The sequence below is a fragment of the Streptomyces sp. CB02414 genome (assembly GCF_001905385.1).
Lineage (GTDB): Bacteria > Actinomycetota > Actinomycetes > Streptomycetales > Streptomycetaceae > Streptomyces.
The window spans coordinates 899,333-917,949 of the sequence record NZ_LIPF01000001.1 but is presented as its reverse complement, the minus strand read 5'-3'; the positions used below and the strand labels follow the sequence as shown (position 1 = coordinate 917,949).

Annotated in this window: 12 protein-coding genes; 6 read left to right on the top strand and 6 right to left on the bottom strand. The window is 72.5% G+C overall.

The window, feature by feature from the left end; all coding sequences use genetic code 11:
* Window positions 1–87: 87 nt before the first annotated feature.
* The gene (locus AMK11_RS04150) at window positions 88–1,617 is read right to left on the bottom strand and encodes an FG-GAP-like repeat-containing protein (RefSeq protein WP_073723097.1); all 1,530 of its coding nucleotides are present in this window, start codon (window positions 1,615–1,617) and stop codon (window positions 88–90) included.
* Between the two features lie 277 nt (window positions 1,618–1,894).
* On the opposite strand from AMK11_RS04150, the gene AMK11_RS04145 reads away from it, so the two are divergent.
* Window positions 1,895–2,818 carry a LysR family transcriptional regulator gene (locus tag AMK11_RS04145; RefSeq protein WP_073723095.1) on the top strand — a complete coding sequence of 308 codons (924 nt, stop codon included), beginning with the start codon at window positions 1,895–1,897 and terminating at the stop codon, window positions 2,816–2,818.
* Window positions 2,819–2,873: 55 nt separating this feature from the next.
* On the opposite strand, the gene pepN (AMK11_RS04140) is transcribed toward AMK11_RS04145, so the two are convergent.
* A complete protein-coding gene (gene pepN, locus AMK11_RS04140; protein ID WP_073723093.1) occupies window positions 2,874–5,462 on the bottom strand; it encodes an aminopeptidase N in 2,589 nt (862 codons plus the stop codon).
* Window positions 5,463–5,575: 113 nt separating this feature from the next.
* On the opposite strand from pepN (AMK11_RS04140), the gene AMK11_RS04135 reads away from it, so the two are divergent.
* Complete coding sequence (locus AMK11_RS04135) at window positions 5,576–6,052, top strand: DUF1203 domain-containing protein (protein WP_073723091.1); 477 nt, start codon at window positions 5,576–5,578, stop codon at window positions 6,050–6,052.
* Here AMK11_RS04135 and AMK11_RS04130 read toward each other — a convergent pair whose 3' ends face one another.
* Window positions 6,053–7,069, bottom strand: coding sequence for an aspartate-semialdehyde dehydrogenase (locus AMK11_RS04130; RefSeq protein WP_073723089.1), 1,017 nt, complete (start codon window positions 7,067–7,069; stop codon window positions 6,053–6,055).
* A gap of 349 nt (window positions 7,070–7,418) precedes the next feature.
* Between AMK11_RS04130 and AMK11_RS04125 the strand changes: the two genes are divergently transcribed.
* On the top strand, window positions 7,419–7,955 hold the full coding sequence (locus AMK11_RS04125) for an RNA polymerase sigma factor (RefSeq protein ID WP_198941291.1): 537 nt from the start codon (window positions 7,419–7,421) through the stop codon (window positions 7,953–7,955).
* Window position 7,956: 1 nt separating this feature from the next.
* Window positions 7,957–9,153, top strand: a complete 1,197-nt coding sequence (locus tag AMK11_RS38365; RefSeq protein WP_241846886.1) for a hypothetical protein — start codon at window positions 7,957–7,959, stop codon at window positions 9,151–9,153.
* 67 nt (window positions 9,154–9,220) lie between these two features.
* Here AMK11_RS38365 and AMK11_RS04115 read toward each other — a convergent pair whose 3' ends face one another.
* On the bottom strand, window positions 9,221–12,517 hold the full coding sequence (locus AMK11_RS04115; RefSeq protein ID WP_073723087.1) for a S8 family serine peptidase: 3,297 nt from the start codon (window positions 12,515–12,517) through the stop codon (window positions 9,221–9,223).
* Window positions 12,518–12,784: 267 nt separating this feature from the next.
* On the opposite strand from AMK11_RS04115, the gene AMK11_RS04110 reads away from it, so the two are divergent.
* Entirely contained in the window at window positions 12,785–13,252 is a 468-nt protein-coding gene (locus AMK11_RS04110) for an NUDIX hydrolase (protein WP_073723940.1), read from the top strand.
* 100 nt (window positions 13,253–13,352) lie between these two features.
* Window positions 13,353–14,504 carry a serine hydrolase domain-containing protein gene (locus AMK11_RS04105; RefSeq protein WP_198941290.1) on the top strand — a complete coding sequence of 384 codons (1,152 nt, stop codon included), beginning with the start codon at window positions 13,353–13,355 and terminating at the stop codon, window positions 14,502–14,504.
* Between the two features lie 123 nt (window positions 14,505–14,627).
* Here the strand turns inward: AMK11_RS04105 and AMK11_RS04100 are convergent, their stop codons facing one another.
* A complete protein-coding gene (locus tag AMK11_RS04100; RefSeq protein WP_073723085.1) occupies window positions 14,628–15,692 on the bottom strand; it encodes a hypothetical protein in 1,065 nt (354 codons plus the stop codon).
* A gap of 206 nt (window positions 15,693–15,898) precedes the next feature.
* The gene (pepN, locus tag AMK11_RS04095) at window positions 15,899–18,481 is read right to left on the bottom strand and encodes an aminopeptidase N (RefSeq protein ID WP_073723083.1); all 2,583 of its coding nucleotides are present in this window, start codon (window positions 18,479–18,481) and stop codon (window positions 15,899–15,901) included.
* Window positions 18,482–18,617 lie beyond the last annotated feature (136 nt).

Here is an 18,617-nt window from a genome sequence, read left to right as displayed (position 1 = left end):
GCCACCGGCCGGTCTGTCGGACACGAGCCGGCCGTTCGCCGACGGACTGTGTCGGCGAACGGCCGGGGTCGGAAGGACGGGCTCCGGTCAGAGCCTGATCATGACCTTGCCGCTGTCCCAATAGGTGCCGTGGTTGGTGCGGACCGCGACCCTGCCGTCCTTGGTGTGGACGAACATGTCGGCCTTGCCGTCACCGGTGGCGTCACCGAATTTGAGGGTCCCGAGCTCGGAGCCGTCGATGAAGAGGTCCCAGCCACCGGACCAGTGGGTGCCCTGGTCCCAGTACGTGCCGCGGTTGGTGCGCACGGCGATGTTGCCGTCGCTGGTGTGGACGATCATGTCGGCCTTGCGGTCGCCGTTGACGTCGGCGAAGTACAGCCGGCCTAGGTCCTGCCAGGTCAGGAAGAGGTCCCAGCCGCCGGACCAGTGGGTGCCCTGGTCCCAGTACGTGCCGCGGTTGGTGCGGACCTCGATGTTGCCGTCGCTGGTGTGGACGATCATGTCGGCCTTGCGGTCGCCGTTGACGTCGGCGAAGTACAGCCGGCCCAGCTCGGAGCCGTCCAGGAACAGATCCCAGCCGCCGGACCAGTGAGTGCCGTGGTCGAAGTAGGTGCCGTGGTTGGTGCGGACCTCGATGTTGCCGTCGTTGGTGTGGACGATCATGTCGGCCTTGCGGTCGCCGTTGACGTCGGCGAAGTACAGCCGGCCCAGGTCCTTCCAGGTGACGAAGAGGTCCCAGCCACCGGACATGACCCGGCCGGGGGCGAAGGTGTCACCCAGGTTGCGGTGCACGACGACGTAGCCGTCTGAGCGGAGGACGACCAGGTCGTCCTTGCCGTCGCCGTCGATGTCGGCCGAGTAGCTCCGGTCGCGGTTGCGGACGTCCGTCACCCAGCCCGCGAGGCCGTCGACCCTGGCGTCCACCGCGCCGGTCCGGGTCTCGGTCCCGGTCTGGCCGAGGCACCCGCCCTGCCAGGAGCGGCTGTGAACGGCCGTCAGCTCGACCCCGCTGTCCGTGCTGCGCAGGGCCGGTCCGCCGGTGTCCCCCTTGCAGACGGAGACGCCGTCCTGACCGGTCAGGGCCACGGTGGTGGCGGTGGTGGAGTCCACCCGGAATTCGCCGGTGTGCGGCTGGTTCGGGACCCACTCGGTGCGGGTCCGCCCGAATCCGGCGCCGAGCAGGGTCTCACCCGCCACGGGGGCGTCGGCGGCCAGTTTCACCGGCTGGACCGTGGTGACGGGCTCGGCGAGCCGGACCATGGCCACGTCCCGGTCGTCGCGCGGAACGACCTCGACTATCTCGAGGGTCTTGTCGCCCACGGTCGCCGTGGACTTCAGCGCGGGCTTGCCGGGCTCGACCTCGGCCCCCGGAGTGGTGGCGAAGCAGCTCGTGGCGGTCAGCAGCCACTGCTGGTGCACCAGCGCGGCGGAGCAGCCGCGCATGGTGTCGCCCGCGCCGATGACGAGCCGGGCGGTGAAGGCGTGGGCCCCCGCGGCCGCGGGCGCACCGGAGACCGCCTGCGCGTTTGGCGCTGCGGTGAGCAGGCCGGCGGCGGCTGCCAGGGCGACGCCGGTGGTCAGGGCGCCGCGAGCCCGCCGACTGCCGATTCGTCTCATGGGCAACGTGCTTCCTCCCTCGGTTGTACGGCTGACAGGCGGGGCGCCGGGGACAGTGCACCGGCGCGCCTCGGCCCAAGATCTCTATCGAAGCCGGGACTTGACGAGGCGTCTACAACCGGAATCGGGCGAAGGCGGACTACCGGTGAATAGTGACCATGACATGGATCACAGGTGAAAAGGTTGTACTGACATCGGTAAAGAATCGCCGAGCGAGCGTGGTCCCGTGTCCGAAGCTGGAGAGACGGCGGCCGCGCCCCGCGGATAGGTTGCCGACATGGCCGACTGGGAGATCCGCAAGCTGCAGATCCTGCGCACGCTGCGGGAGCGGGGCACGGTGACGGCGACGGCCGAGGTGCTGAACATGACACCGTCCGCCGTGTCCCAGCAGCTGGCCAACCTCTCCCGGCAGCTCGGCGTGGACCTGCTCCGGGCCCGGGGCAGACGGGTCGAACTGACGGACGCGGCCCGGCTGGTGCTGCGGCACGCCGAGGCCGTCTTCGAGCAGCTGGAACGCGCCGACGCGGAGCTCGCCGCCTACGTCCACGGGGAGGCCGGCGAGGTCCGGGTCGGCGCCTTCTCCACCGCCGTACCGGCCCTCGTCGTACCGGCCGTCACCGCGCTGCGGGCCACGCACCCCGGGGTGGCGGTGCGGGTGCGGGAGGCCGAGGCGCAGGAGGCGTACGAGCTGCTGGCGGCCGGGGACGTGGATGTGGCCCTGTCCCTGGCGGCACAGGCACCCACCGCCGCCGACCCGCGTTTCACCCGCGTCCCGCTGCTCGCGGACCCGCTGGACGTCGCGCTGCCCGCCGGCCACCCGCTGGCCCGCACGGACGGGCTCCGCCTGGCCGACCTCGCCGCCGAACCGTGGATCTTCGGCGGCAGCGGCCCCTGGTCGGACATCACCCACGCGGCCTGCGAGACGGCCGGCTTCCGCCCGTACCAGGCCCACACGGCGGCCGGCTGGACGGCGATCCTCGCGATGGTCGGGGCGGGCATGGGCGTGGCCCTGGTCCCGCGCACGGCGGTCGTGTCGCGCGAGGGCGTGGCGATGCGCGAACTGCACGCGGACCGGCCCGTCCGGCACGTCGTCGCCGCCGTGCGCAGGGGCGCCGGGGAGGGCGCGGCCGTCGGCACCGTGCTGACGGCCCTGCACACGGCGGCCCGAGCACGCCTCGCCGAGTCCGCACCGCGCCGCTGAACGGCCAAGGGGGCGCCCGGCACCGTGCCGGGCGCCCCCGAAGGGCGTGCCGCCGCTACGCGGACGCGGCCGCCGCGTCCGCGGCCTGGGCCTTCAGCGCGCGCTCGACGCCCGAGCGGGACTCCGAGACCAGGCGGCGCAGGGCCGCGTTGGGCTCGGCGGAGGACAGCCAGGCGTCCGTGCGGTCCAGGGTGTCCTGGGACACCTGCACCGCCGGGTACAGGCCGACCGCGATCTGCTGGGCCATCTCGTGCGAACGGGACCCCCAGACGTCCTTCAGCACCTCGAAGTACCGCTCCGTGTACGACGCCAGCAGCTCACGCTGGTCGGTCTGGACGAAGCCGGCGATGACCGCCTCCTGCACGGCGTTCGGCAGCTTGTCGGACTCCACGACCGACTCCCAGGCCTCCGCCTTGGCCGCCTCGGTCGGACGGGCGGCACGCGCGGTGGCCGCGTGGCGCTCACCGGCGGCCGTCCTGTCCCGCTCGTACTCGCTCTGGATCTCCGAGCCGCCGAACCGGCCCACCGCCGCCAGCCGCTGCACGAACGCCCACCGCAGCTCGGTGTCGACGGCCAGGCCCTCGACGGTCTGCGTGCCGTCGAGCAGCGCGTCGAGCAGGTCCAGCTGCTCCGGCGTCCTGGCCGTCGCCGCGAACGCCCGCGCCCACGCCAGCTGGTGGTCGCTGCCCGCCTCGGCGGCCCGCAGGTGGGCCAGCGTGGCCTCGGTCCAGCGGGTCAGCAGCGCCTCACGGGCGTTCGGGTCGGCGTACTGGTCGATGGCCAGCTTCACCTGGCGGTGCAGCGACTGCACCACGCCGATGTCGGACTCCTTGCCGATGCCGGACAGCACCAGGGAGAGGTAGTCGCGGGTCGCCAGCTCCGCGTCCCGGGTCATGTCCCAGGCCGACGCCCAGCACAGCGCGCGCGGCAGCGACTCGGTGAAGTCGCCGAGGTGCTCGGTGACCACGGCGAGGGACTGCTCGTCCAGGCGGACCTTCGCGTACGAGAGGTCGTCGTCGTTCAGGAGCAGTACCGCCGGCCGGGGCTTGCCCACCAGCTGCGGTACGGCCGTCAGCTCGCCGTCCACGTCCAGCTCGACGCGCTCGCCGCGCACCAGCTTGCCGTCGCCGTCGAGGTCGTAGGCGCCGATCGCGATGCGGTGCGGGCGGAGGGTGGGCTCGCCCTTGGCGCCGGCGGGCAGGGCCGGGGCCTCCTGGCGGATGGCGAAGGCGGTGATGACGCCGTCGGCGTCCGTCTCGATCTCCGGGCGCAGGATGTTGATGCCGGCCGTCTCCAGCCACGCCTTCGACCAGGTCTTCAGGTCGCGGCCGGAGGTCTCCTCCAGCGCGCCCAGCAGGTCGGACAGGCGCGTGTTGCCGAACGCGTGCCGCTTGAAGTACGCCTGCACGCCCCGGAAGAACGCGTCCTCACCGACGTACGCGACGAGCTGCTTGAGCACGCTCGCGCCCTTGGCGTACGTGATGCCGTCGAAGTTGACGAGCACGTCGTCCAGGTCGCTGATGTCCGCCATGATCGGGTGCGTGGACGGCAGCTGGTCCTGCCGGTACGCCCAGGTCTTCATCTGGTTGGCGAACGTCGTCCACGAGTGCGGCCACCTCGAGCCGGGCGCGTCGGCCTGGCAGGCGGCCTCCGCGTAGGTGGCGAACGACTCGTTCAGCCACAGGTCGTTCCACCACTCCATGGTGACCAGGTCGCCGAACCACATGTGCGCCAGCTCGTGCAGGATCGTCGCCGCCCGCACCTCGTACGCGGCGTCCGTCACCTTCGAACGGAACACGTACTGGTCGCGGATGGTCACCGCGCCCGCGTTCTCCATCGCGCCCGCGTTGAACTCCGGCACGAAGAGCTGGTCGTACTTCTCGAACGGGTACTGGTAGTCGAACTTCTCCTGGAACCACTCGAAGCCCTGCCGGGTGACGTCGAAGATCGCGTCCGCGTCGAGGTGCTCGGCGAGCGAGGGGCGGCAGTAGATGCCGAGCGGGACGGTCTGGCCGTCCTTCTCGTACACGCTGTGCACGGAGTGGTACGGGCCGACGATCAGCGCCGTGATGTACGACGAGATGCGCGGGGTCGGCTCGAAGGCCCAGACGTTGTCCTGGGGCTCCGGGGTGGGCGAGTTGGAGATGACCGTCCAGCCCTCGGGCGCCTTGACGGTGAACTGGAAGGTCGCCTTGAGGTCCGGCTGCTCGAAGCTCGCGAAGACGCGGCGCGCGTCCGGCACCTCGAACTGCGTGTACAGGTACGCCTGGTCGTCGACCGGGTCGACGAAGCGGTGCAGTCCCTCGCCGGTGTTGGTGTACGCGCAGTCGGCGGCCACCCGCAGGATGTTGCGGCCCGGCAGCAGCCCCGGCAGGGCGATGCGGGAGTCCTGGAACACCTCGGCGGGGTCGAGGGAGTCGCCGTTCAGCGTCACCTCGTGGACCGTCGGCGCGACCAGGTCGATGAAGGACGCGGCACCGCTCTCGTCGCCGGTCTCCGCGACGTCGAAGCGCACCGTGGTCACGGACCGGTAGGTGCCGCCCTCCTGCGCGCCGGTGAGGTCGAGATCGATCTCGTACGAGTCAACGGTCAGCAGCTTCGCCCGCTGCTGCGCCTCTTCGCGAGTCAGGTTTGTGCCAGGCACGCGGTCATCTCCTCGTTATGTGTGGGTTGCGCCATCCTTCCACGTGGCCGGGACGGAAGGCGATGTCCATTTCCCGCCGGTGCGCGGCGCGCCCGCGCGCGAGCCTGGTTCCCATGAACGGCTACACCGCACACGCCATCCCACCGGTCACCCTCGAGGAACTGCGCGCCGTCGACGACGCGGGCCGCACCCCCGTGCCCACGACCGACGACGAGGGCGGCGCACCCCTGCGCTGCTGTCTGCGCCACAGCCGCGCGGGTGAGCTGATCGCGCTCGTCTCCTATGCCCCGCTGCGCCGCTGGGCGGCGGCCACGGGCGCCGACCCGGGTCCGTACGACGAGCAGGGGCCGGTCTTCGTCCACGCCGATGAGTGCGCGGGACCGGAGGCGGACCGCCTCCCCTTCACCAACTCGCACCGCACGCTGCGCCGCTACTCCGCCGACGGGCGCATCCTGGGCGGACGCCTGATCGGGGAGCCCGGCGCCTTCGCGTACGCCCTCCGGGAAGCGTTCGACGACCCGGCCGTGGCGCTCGTCCACGTCCGGGCCGTCGAGTACGGCTGCTTCCTCTACGAGGTACCCAGGCCCTGACTAGCCCTTCAGCTCCGCCGCCACCAGCTCCGCGATCTGCACCGCGTTCAGGGCCGCGCCCTTGCGCAGGTTGTCGTTGGAGACGAACAGGGCCAGGCCGTTCTCCACGGTCTCGTCCTGGCGGATGCGGCCCACGTACGACGGGTCCTGACCGGCCGCCTGCAGCGGGGTCGGCACCTCGGCGAGCGCCACGCCGGGGGCGCCGGCCAGCAGCTCCTTGGCGCGCTCCACGCTGATCGGGCGGGCGAAGCGGGCGTTGATCTGGAGGGAGTGGCCGCTGAAGACGGGCACGCGCACGCAGGTGCCGGAGACCTTCAGCTCAGGGATCTCCAGGATCTTGCGGGACTCGTGGCGGAGCTTCTGCTCCTCGTCCGTCTCGTGCAGGCCGTCGTCCACGATGGAACCGGCCAGCGGCAGCACGTTGTACGCGATCGGCGCCACGTACTTGTCCGGCTTCGGGAACTCCACCGCCGAGCCGTCGTGGGTGAGCTTCGGGGCGTCGTCGCCGACCTTCTTGACCTGCTCGAACAGCTCGTCCACGCCGGCCAGGCCGGAACCGGACACCGCCTGGTAGGTGGCGACGACCAGGGCTTCGAGGCCCGCCTCGGCGTGCAGCGGACGCAGGGCCGGCATCGCGGCCATCGTCGTGCAGTTCGGGTTGGCGATGATGCCCTTGGGGCGGTCGGCGATCGCGTGCGGGTTGACCTCGGACACCACCAGCGGGACCTCGGGGTGGCGGCGCCAGGCGGAGGAGTTGTCGATCACGACCGGGCCCTGCGCGGCGACCTTCTCGGCCAGCGCCTTGGAGGTGGCGCCGCCCGCGGAGAACAGCACGATGTCCAGGCCGGAGTAGTCGGCGGTGGCCGCGTCCTCCACCGTCACGCCGTCCAGGTCCTTGCCGGCGCTGCGGGCGGAGGCGAACAGCCTCAGCTCGGTGACCGGAAAGTTCCGTTCCGTGAGGATCCTGCGCATGACCGTGCCGACCTGACCGGTGGCTCCGACGATTCCGACCCTCACGGTGACTCCTTCTCCGTTTGTGCGCGTGTCTTCACGCGCGCTTTGCTCGGCCGAGACTTTTCCATCATGCGGCGCGGCCCGGCCCGCCTGTCCAATTCTTTGCGCGGTGTGCCCGCACCGTGGGACGCGGCGGCTCGGGCGGCGGATGCGGTCCTCGCGCGAAAACCCCGGCTGAGCTGCAGAAATTCCGCCGACCGGCCCCCGCGCCGCAAGCTGTGCTGTTCCGCCCCTGCCCATCCCTTTCCACCCCACACGACGATGTGACGTATGCCTCGTGCCGGGGCGGGCGCGGTCCGGCGAACGTTTCGGGCCCCTGCGGCGTCATAGGGGAAACACGGCGAGGGGAGGGGTGGCCGTGCTGCGCGGAAGGGCCCGCCGCGGCCAGGGGGACGCCGTACCGGACGATCCCCTGGACGCGGCTCAGGAACGGCGGGTGCGGGCGGTGCTCGCGCTCGGCGGCGTGCCTCAGGCGGACCTGCCGGACGGGGTGCAGCAGGTCCGCCTCAGGCTGCTGGAGCGGACGGCGAGCGGACGGGAGGCGCCGCGCGACGTGTCCGCGTGGGCGGCGGTCGTCGCCTCCAACCTGGCCATGGACTGGCACCGGGCCAGGCACCGCCAGGCCCGGCTGGGCGAGCGCCTGGCCGCCCTGCGCCAGACCGACCAGCCCTCCGGCGAGGAGACGAGCCTGCTCTCCCTCGCCGTCGCGCAGGGTCTGGACGAGCTGCCCGACAACCAGCGGCAGGTCGTCGTCCTGCGCTTCTACGCCGACCTGCCGGTGCGCGGGATCGCCGAGGAGCTGGGCATCCCCGAGGGCACGGTCAAGAGCAGGCTGCACACGGCGGTACGGGCGCTGCGGGCCCGGCTGCACGAGGACGAGGTGGTGTGAGATGGCCGCCGAACAGAATTCCGCCGGGCAGCACCCCGCCGGGCACGACGCGCTGATGGCCGCGATCACGGGCGAGCCGCTGCCGCCCGGGGCGGGCGCGGACGCCCACGGCGAGTACCGGTCGGCGGCGGCCGACGTGGCGCTGCTGCGGGAGCAGCTGGACGTCCTCGGGCGCGCCCTGGGCGGACCGGCTCCCGAACCGCGGGCCGCCGCGCCGGTACGGGCAACGCCCGTGAGCCGCCCCCGGCGCCGGCCCTTCCGCGTCGCCCTGGGCGTCCTCGCGGCGGCGTGCGCGGGCGTCGTGGTCACGGGCCTGGGATGGCTCGTGGTGCAGACCGGCGGCGGCACGGACGACACGGCCGGCCAGGCGGCGTCCGACGCCCAACGGGACCAGTCCGTCCCCGACCAGGACGCCGGACTTGTCTTCGGCACCCCCCGCTACCTCGCCTGCGCCCGCCTGGTCGCCGAGGGCACGGTGACCGGCGCCCGACCGGTCCCGGGGGAGGCCCGGCACCGGATCACCCTCCGGGTGACGCGGTCGTACGTCCCGGGGGCGAGTACCGGACCGACGTCGAGCACCGGGCCGGAGGGCGGCGCGGGGTCGGGGGCGGGCACTGGGCCGGTGTCGAGCACCGGGTTGGAGGGCGGCTCGGGGCCCGGGGCGAGCGTGGGGTCGGGGTCGAGTATCGGGCTCGGGGCGGGCACTGGGCCGGTGTCGAGCACCGGGTTGGAGGGCGGCTCGGGGGCCGGGGCGAGCGTGGGGTCGGGGTCGAGTATCGGGCTCGGGGCGGGCACTGGGCCGGTGTCGAGCACCGGGTTGGAGGGCGGCTCGGGGGCCGGGGCGAGCGTGGGATCGGGGACGAGCACTGGGCCCGCGGTGGGCACCGGCCCCGGCACGAGCACAGGCACGACGGCGAGCACCGTGCCCGGGACGGGGACCGAGCCCGGGGCGGGCGTCGGGCCGGCGGCGAGTACCGGGACGGAGTCCGGTCCCGGGTCGCGGACGGGCGCCGAATCGGTGACCTTCCTCCTGGACGACGCCACCGCCCGGCTCCGGCCCGGCGACCGGGTGCTGGTCGGCGTCCCGAGGGACGGGGCCGGCGCGGACACCGTGATCACCGGCGAGCGGGACATCGCCACCGCCCGCGCCCGGATCACCGCCTCCCTGCCCGAGTCCCGCACCCTCACCTGCGGCTGACCTCCCGGAGCAGGCCGAAGGGCGGGCGCCCGCAAGAGCGCCCGCCCCTCCCACGTGCCGCACCGGACTACGGCACGACCTTGCCGATCCGCACGCTGCCGAGGCCCGCGGTCGTGCCGTGGGCGTTCACCAGCTGGACCCGGCCGAAGAACTCACGGCCCTCAGGCGCGGCGGCCAGCGCCGTGACGCTGCCGGAGACCGTCGCCGTCTCGCCCGTGCCGAGCTTGACCGGCGCCGAGCCGTCCACGGTGACGGAACCGAGGGTGGCGGCGAAGTACACGTCCCGGTAGTCGTACTCCGTGCTGCCCGACGGCACCGAGTAGCCCACGACCTCGACGGTGTAGGCGCCGGCGGCCGGCTTCGGCACGGAGACCGACTCCTCCGAGTCGCCGTCGGCGGACTGGCCGACGACGTTGCCGTCCTTGTCGTAGACCGTCAGGTCCAGGTCGGAGGCCGCGTCGGAGACGCCGCCGATCGCCACGTCCAGCGACTCGGCGCCCTCGGGCACCTCCACCGTGGACCGCTTCGTCTCGCCCTGCGCGATCGACGGGCGGGACGTCTCGGCCGAGCCGAGCGGGCCGCCGACCAGCTTGCCGTCGATCGGGCCGTACCGGTTCGTCACCTTCCAGGAGGCGTCGGCCGGGGTGCCCACCTTGGCCTCGGGCACCGTCACGACCTCCGGGTCGAACACCGCGCCGAGGACGGTGACGTCCAGCTTGTACGGGTTGTCCAGCAGCGGCGAGGTGCGCCGCGACTCGACCTCGATCTCCCAGACGCCGGGCTGCGGGTCGGCGTACGCGCGCACGTCGGGCCGGCAGCCGTTGCCGTCGAGGTAGTTGTTGTAGCAGTACGGCGTGGAGGTGTTGTCGACCGGGACGCCGTACGGGTGGATGGCGATGAACCGGGTCTGGCTCCCGCCGCGCAGCCCGCTCATCGCCACCTCGAGCGTCTTCGCGCCCTCGGGGACGGTCACGAAGTACGACTCGGTGCTGTTGCGCTGCACGGAGTCCTTCGCGGAGAAGTCGTACTCCAGCGGGGCCGAGGCCACGACCGTGGTCAGGACCAGCTTGTCGGTGCCCTGGGTGCGCGGGTCGTCGACCTCGAGGATCGCGCTCTTGATGCCCTCGGAGCGCGGCTTGGCCTGCACCTTGACGGTGACCGGCTCGTTGAGCGGCAGCCTCACCTCGTCGGAGCCGACGATGCGGAAGGTGCGGTCGGTGTTGTTCTCGAAGTGCAGCTCGTGCCGGATCGCCCGGTCGGCGCCGGAGGTGCGGGTGAGCGTGATCTCGTACGTCTTGCGCTCGCCCGCCTCCAGGCCGCCCTCACGGTCGTAGAGGCCGGTGCCGTAGCCCGGGGTCTTGAGGAACTGGTCGATCGCGGTGTCGACCGGCGCCTTGACCGTGTACTCGTGGGCGGTGGCGCCGCGCCGGATCGACTTCCAGGCGTCGGGGATGTTGATCAGGCCCGCGCCCTCCTCGTACGCCTGCACGCCCTTGATGTGGTCGGCGGTCGAGGTCAGCGCCGTCCGCAGCTTCGCCGGGGTCAGGTCGATGTCCGCCTGCTTCGCGGCCGACAGCAGCAGCGCCGAGGCGCCCGCGGCCTGCGGGGAGGCCATCGAGGTGCCCTGGAGCATGCCGTACCCGGCGGGCAGGTCGTAGCCCGCCTCGGGGACCGGGGAGCCGGGCGCCCAGGTCTGGATGGTGTTGACGGCCGCGCCGGGCGCGGTCAGCGTCGGCGTGAAGCCGCCGTCCTCACGCGGGCCGCGCGAGGAGAACGGCATCATCTGGTACTTCCGCTTCACCGCGGAGCCGTAGTTGGCGGCCCAGGTCTCGCGGGAGATGGACGCTCCGACCGAGATCACCTTGTCCGCCAGCGACGGGTCGCCGATGGTGTTGGCGCCGGGGCCTGAGTTGCCCGCGGAGATGACGAGCTGGACGCCGTAGGTGTCGATGAGGCGCGTGTACAGCTCGGCGCGCGCGTTGTTGCCGTCGTTGAGCGCGGGCAGGCCGCCGATCGACATGTTGACGATGTCGACGCCGCGGTTGACGACGAGGTCGATCATGCCCTCGGTGAGCGCGACGTTGGTGCAGCCGCCGCTCCAGGTGCAGGCGCGGGACGAGACGATCTTCGCGCCGGGCGCGGCACCGTCCATCCGGCCGCCGAACAGGCCGTTGGCGGCGGCGAGTCCGGCCACGTGCGAGCCGTGCGAGCCCTCGATGACGCCGATGTTGACGTAGTCGGCCTTCGCGCCGGCCCCGTTGTAGACGACGTCCTCGCGGATCTCGACGACGAACGGCTGGCGCTCGGCCACGTCCGTCTTCGGGTCGTCGGTGCCGAAGTATCCGATCTGGAAGCCGTCCTTGTAGGGCTTCATCGGGGTGTCGTCGGCGAAGTCGTGGTTGTCGTTCAGGTCGACGCGGACCGTGCCGGCCTGCGCGTCGTACAGGACGCCCCAGGAGTCGGTGGTGTCGCCGTCCCGGTTGGCGTCGCCGCCCGCGTCACCACCGGTGGTGTACGACTCCAGGAAGGTGCTGACCTGGTACGAGCCCGCGGGCGCCGTCCACGTCTCGCCGCCGTAGGTGAAGGTCGGCCCGGAGACGGAGGTGGTCATCGGACGCCAGGTCCGGTCGCCGTCGACGACCGGGTCGGTCGCGGTGACCCAGTCGACGATCTTGCGCTCGCCGGTGGTGGTCTTCTGCAGCGCCGGGTGGGCGAGGTCGACGCCCGAGTCGAGGATGCCGATGGTGACGCCGCGGCCGTCCGCCTTCGGGTGCTTCTTCACGAAGTCGACGGCGCCCGTCTCGAAGGACGGGTTGTACGGGTTCTCTGCGGGGGTGCGGCGGTCGGGTCCCGGGTAGGTGCGGCCCTTGTGGTGCTCGCCGCCCTTCGCCCGGTCGGCGGCCGGCGTCGGGTCGTCCAGCGGGATCTCGTCGCGCAGGTCGATGCCGTGCACGGAGGAGAGCTTGGCGGCGGCGGCGATGGCCGCGTCCGCCTTGCCGGTGGGCACGGTGGCGCGGACGTAGCCGAGTTCGTCGTAGGTCCGGCCGACGCTGCCGCCGCCGACCGCGTCCAGTTCCTTCGCCACCTGCTCGGTCTTGCCGGGAGCGGTGGCGACCATCATCGTGACGTTCTTCGTGCCGTCGGTCTTGGCCTCGGCGAGCAGGTCCGCGTCGTGCGAACCGAGCTTGTCGTGCGCGGACTTCACGGAGGCGTCGGCGGGCGGCACGACCTGGGGGCCGTCGGCGGCGAACGCCAGGGGTATCGGCCCGACGGCGCAGAGCGCGGCGGCGAGGCCCGTGGCCACGGCGACGCGGGCCGCGCGTCTGGCGCCCGGTATCGGTTCGCGCTGGGGGGTGTGGGTCATCGGCATCCCTTGTTGGTAAGGAACGTGAGAGTGCGACCGGGGCCGACCGGTCCTGGCCGCGGTCGTCCGGAATTCGATCCCGGACGACCGCTCAGCTTTACCCAAGGGATCATTGTTTGGGGAGAGTTGTCCGGGGCGGGATGGAGTCATGGCGTACTTCCGCCATACGCCACCGGGGACACAAGGGGCGGGCTGTGACATTCCTGTGAGCCCGGCCCGGGTCGTGGCCGGGCGGGTTAACGTCCCGGAGTGCTGCGCAAACTGAGGGTGGCGGCCTACGCCATATGTGTCCGCGACGGACAGGTGCTGCTCGCCCGGTCGCCGGGCCCCGGCGGGGTCCCCGAGTGGGTGCTGCCGGGCGGCGGGACGGAACACGGCGAGGACCCCCACGACACCGTCGTCCGCGAGGTCGAGGAGGAGACCGGTTACCGCGTGGAGCCCACCGCCCTGCTCGGCGTCGACTCCAACCGGCTGACCCGACCGAGCCGCGTCGGCCCGGGGCGCCTCCTGCGGCGGACCGTGGACCACCACGGCGTACGGCTCGTCTACGAGGCCCGGGTCACCGGTGGCGGCCTGCGGTTCGAGGCCGGCGGCTCCACCGACCTGGCGGCCTGGCAGGACCTGGACGCCGTGCCCGGCCTGACCCGGGTGCCGCTGGTCGACGCGGGGCTGCGGCTGTGGCGGGAGCGGCCGCCGGCGGGGCGGGCCGGGCGGTCCGCGCCGGAAGAGGGCTGAAACCGGCCCAACCACCACCGGGAGCCTCAACCTTCACGCCGGCCGCCCGGTCCTTCCCGCCGACCGAGCGACACCGAGGACGCAGACGATGGGGGAAGACATGAGCGCACGCGTACGGACCACCCTGGTGGCGGCCACCGCCGTGGCACTGTCGGCGGCGCTGGCCGCCCCGGTGGTGGCGGCACCCGCCACCGGCGGCCACGGCCACGAAGCGACCCGCCGCGCCATGGCGGCCGCGGTCGCCGACGGCGTGCCCGGCGTGACCGCGGCCGCCCGCGACGGCCACCGCACTTGGGCCGGGACTGCCGGGGTGGGCGACCTGCGGACCGGCGAGCCGCGTTCGGAGCGGGACCGCTACCGCGTCGGCAGCATCACCAAGACCTTCGTCGCCACCGTCCTGCTCCAGCTGGAGGCCGAGGGCCGGCTCTCGCTGGACGACACGGTGGACGACTGGCTGCCGGGCGTGGTGGAGGGCAACGGCCACGACGGCGGCCGCATCACTTTGCGCCAACTCCTCAACCACACCAGCGGCGTCTACAACTACACGGCCGACGAGGACTTCGGCCGCACCCACTTCCTCAAGGACGGCTTCTTCGAGCACCGCTACGACACGGTGACGCCGCGGGAACTGGTCGCCGTCGCCATGGCCCACAAGCCCGACTTCGAACCCGGCACCGACTGGAACTACTCCAACACCAACTACGTCCTGGCCGGCATGGTGATCGAGGAGGTCACCGGACGCCCGTACGGCGAGGAGGTGCGCCGCCGCGTCATCGAGCCGCTGAAGCTGCGCGCCACCTCGGTCCCCGGCACCCGGGCCTGGCTGCCGCGGCCCAGCAGCCGCGCCTACTCCAAGCTGGGCGGGACGGCGACGGGACCGACGTACGACGTCACGCGGCTCAACCCGTCCATCGCCGGGGCGGCGGGCGAGATGGTCTCCAGCTCCGCCGACCTGAACCGCTTCTACACCGCCCTCCTGCGGGGCCGGCTGCTGCCCGCCGAGCAGCTGGCCGAGATGACGACCACCGTTCCGGTGGACGAGGTGGAGGAGGGAGCCGGTTACGGCCTCGGCCTGATCAAGCGGGAGCTCGACTGCGGGGTGACCGTCTGGGGCCACGGTGGCGGCATCCACGGCTCGACGTCGGAGGCGGTGACGACGAGGGACGGCCGGCACGCGCTCGCCTTCAACTTCAACGGCGACTGGTCGGGCGACAGCGGTGCGGTGATCGAGGCGGAGTTCTGCGCCAAGTGACGGGAGACAAGTGACGGGAGACAAGTGACGAGAGACAAGTGACGAGCGGCGCAAGGACGTGAGGAGGGGCCGCCGGGCGGTCGTGCCCGGCGGCCCCTCCTCTCCCCTCCTGCCGTCGTGGTACTACCGGGGCAGTACCACGACGTACGCGGCGGGTTCCCGGTCTCCCGCCGCCATCAACGCCGTCCGGACCACTGCCGCCTGGTGTTCCAGGGAGTCCCGCAGCTTGCGCGGCGTGAGGTGCACGACCGTGACGCCCAGCCGCTCCAGGTGCTCGCGCTTGCGCACGTGTTCCGCCCACACCGCGTCGTCCTCCTGCTGCCGGTGGGCACGGGTGTCAAGCTCCAGCGCCACCGCGTGCTCGGGCCAGAAGGCGTCCACGCCGCCGAGGTGCGGGCCGCCGGGCAGGCGCAGGTCGACGTTCCACAGCGGCTCCGGCAGACCGTGTTCGCGCACCATCCGGTACAGGCGCCGCTCGGCCAGCGCCCGCCCCTCGGCGACCAGCGAGTCCACGGCGTCCACCACGTGCGGGCGGCTGAGCAGCCGGGCCCGGTTCAGCTCGCGTACCACCGCCGCCGGTTCGCAGTGCCCGCCGCGCACCGCCTCCGTCAGCAGCCGGCGGACCACGCCCGCGTCCGTCAGCTCCGCCACCGTGTCCGCCAGCGCCCGCGCCACCGGCGCCACCGGAACCCCGGTGACCAGCTCGGCGTTGGGCAGCGCGGTCGTGCGGACGACGCGCGCGCAGCCCGTCGTGCGCAGCCGGCGCAGCCTCGGCACCAGGACGTCGATGACCTCCAGGGAAGACAGCGGGGGAGTGGTCGAGAAGCCGTGCAGCGTCAGCGCGGCCGGTCCCGTGACCATCGCCTCCGCGTACGGAACCGAGGGTGTGTCCTCCCCGCCCGGCTGGAGCGGCACGGACGCCGGGACCGAGGGGCCCGGCCCGCCGGACCGCTCGCGCGCCGCGTACAGCAGTACCGCGTGCAGGCGCTCGTCGCTGGTGGGCGGGCCCGGGTGGAGCAGGACGACGTTCGGGAGCAGCCGCTGCCAGGAGCCGCCCGGCCGGCACTGCTCGTCGGTCTCGGCGGCGGAGACACCGTGCGCCCGCAGCTGAGCGGTGGTCATCAGCCGGCGCAGGCCGTCGGCGAGCTGGTGCAGGGGGCGCGGGGAGAGCGGGGTGTTGTGCGTCATGACCGGCAATTTCCCGCGCCCGATCGGCCCCTTAACCGCTGTTACAAGGCCGACGCTCAATCCGGACAAGCCCGCCCTAAAGGACGGGTGTTCGGATGCCGAAAACCCCTGGTCGGCAAAGGTGCGGACCAGGGGTTACGGCTGCTATTGACTGAATTCCGTAACGATGACGGAGCGCCAAATCATTGGCCAGAGGTTGGGGTGCTTCAGCGGCTTTCCGCCGCCGCGTCGCACGCCTGTCCCCGCAGCGCCCGCGCCAGGTCGTCCCGCGCCTCCAGCACCAGCCGCCGCAGCGCCGGCGCCGCGTCCTCGTGTGCGGACAGCCACGCGTCCGTCGCCTCCAGCGTGTCCTGGGAGTCCCGCAGCGACGGGAACAGGCCCCGCACCACGTCCATCCCGATCTGGATCGACCGCTCGTCCCACACCCGCTCGATCGCCGCGAAGTACTTCTCGGCGTACGGTGCGACCAGCTCCCGCTGAGAGGGCTGCGCGAAGCCCGCGATGGTCGCTTCCACCAGGGCGTTCGACAACGCGTCCGACTCCACGACCTGCGCCCAGGCCTGCGCCTTCACCGCCGCCGACGGACGGGCCGCCAGGCAGCGCACCTGATGGCGCTTGCCGGAGGCCGTGTCGTCGCGGGCCAGCTCGGCGGCGAGCACCTTCTCGTCGGCCTGGCCGTGCGCGGCGAGCGGCTCCAGGAACGCCCAGCGCAGCTCCTGGTCCACGTCCAGGCCGTCGATCTTCTCCGCGCCCTCCAGCAGCCCGCGCAGCAGCCGCAGCTCGGGCTCCCCGGAGGCCACCGACGCGAAGAACCGCGCCCACGCCAGCTGCTGCTCGCTGCCCGGCGCCGCCTCCCGCAGCTCCCGCAGCGCGCCCTCGCCCAGCAGCCGGCCGCAGGCCTCGCGCCCGTCCGGGGCGACGTAGTGCACCAGCGCCGAGCCCGCCCAGGCGTGCAGCATCTGGAGCACCCCGATGGACGACTCGCGCCCCGCGAACCGCAGCACCAGGCCGACGAAGTCCCGCGCCGGCAGCAGCGCGTCCCGGGTCATGTTCCACAGCGCCGACCAGCACAGGGCACGGGCCAGCGGGTCGGTCAGCGCACCCAGGTGCGCGCGCAGCGTCGCCAGCGAGGTCTCGTCGAAGCGGGTCTTGCAGTACGTCAGGTCGTCGTCGTTGACGAGGACCAGCTCGGGCGCCTCGGCACCGGCCAGCTCCGCCACGACGGTGCGCGGCCCGTCGACGTCCACCTCGGCACGCGCGTACCGCTCCAGCGCGCCCTCGGCCGTACGCCGGTACAGGCCCACGGCCACCCGGTGCGGACGCAGTTCCGGGTGCGACTCCGCGGCCTCCTGCACCACCGCCAGCTCGTCGACCGTGCCCGCCTCGCTCAGCAGCACCTGCGGGGTCAGCGAGTTGACGCCGGCCGTCTGCAGCCAGGACCGGGCCCAGGACGCCATGTCCCGCCCGCTGGTCTCCTCCAGCACCGACAGCAGGTCACCGAGGCGCGTGTTGCCGTACGCGTGCCGCTTGAAGTAGCGCCGCGCGCCCTCCAGGAACGCGTCCTGGCCGACGTACGCCACCAGCTGCTTGAGCACCGAGGCGCCCTTGGCGTAGGTGATGCCGTCGAAGTTGAGCTTGGCGTCCTGGAGGTCGCGGATGTCGGCGGTGACCGGGTGCGTGGAGGGGAGCTGGTCGGCGCGGTAGGCCCACGCCTTGCGGCGGTTGGCGAAGGTGATCCAGGCGTCCTCGAAGCGGGTCGCGCCGACGTTGGCGAAGGCGCCCATGAAGTCGGCGAAGGACTCCTTCAGCCACAGGTCGTCCCACCACTCCATGGTGACCAGATCGCCGAACCACATGTGCGCCATCTCGTGCAGGATGGTGTTGGCGCGGCCCTCGTACGACGCCTGCGTCACCTTGCCCCGGAAGATGTACTCCTCGCGGAAGGTCACCATCCCCGGGTTCTCCATCGCGCCGAGGTTGTACTCGGGCACGAACGCCTGGTCGTACTTGCCGAAGGGGTACGGGAAGTCGAAGCGGTCGTGGAAGAAGTCCAGGCCCTGCTTGGTGATCAGGAAGACGTCGTCGGCGTCGAAGTGCGGCGCGAGGCCCTTGCGGCACATGGCGCCGAGCGGGATCTCCAGTCGCGTCCCGTCCTCGAACACGCGCTCGTAGGAGTCGGTCACGTAGTGGTACGGCCCCGCGACCACGCAGGTGATGTACGTCGAGATCGGCTTCGTCTCCGCGAACCGCCACACCCCGTCGACGCGTTCCCCGGCGCCGTTGCTCCAGACCGTCCACTCCTCGGGCGCCCGCACCTCGAAACGGAACGGCGCCTTGAGGTTCGGCTGCTCGAAGTTGGCGAAGACCCGGCGGGAGTCGGCCGGCTCGTACTGGGTGTAGAGGTAGACCTCGCCGTCCTCCGGGTCGACGAAGCGGTGCAGACCCTCACCGGTGCGCGAGTAGGCGCACTGGGCGTCGACGACCAGCTCGTTGTCGGCGGCCAGGTCCTCCAGGGCGATGCGGGAGCCGTCGAAGACCTCGCTCGGGTCGAGGTCGCGGCCGTTGAGGGACACGGCGGTCACGCTCGGCGCGATCAGGTCGGCGAAGCTGCTCGCACCGGGCTCGTTGCAGCGGAAGCGGATCGTGGTCACGGAGCGGAAGGTGCGCGGACCCTCGCCCTGAGCCTCACCGGCGGCCGAGCGCACGTCGAGGGACACCTCGTACCCGTCGACGGACAGCAGGGCGGCCCGCTCCCGGGCCTCGTCGCGGGACAGATTCTCACCGGGCACGGGCGGCACTCCCTCGGGTGGTGTTCAGTATGCGGACAGCACCGATCCTGCCATGTGCCCCTGACGGGCGGCAGCCGGGAATGGCCACGGCGTCCGGCCGGTTGCCAGGAGGAAAGCTCGGCCCTGTTGCCTCCTG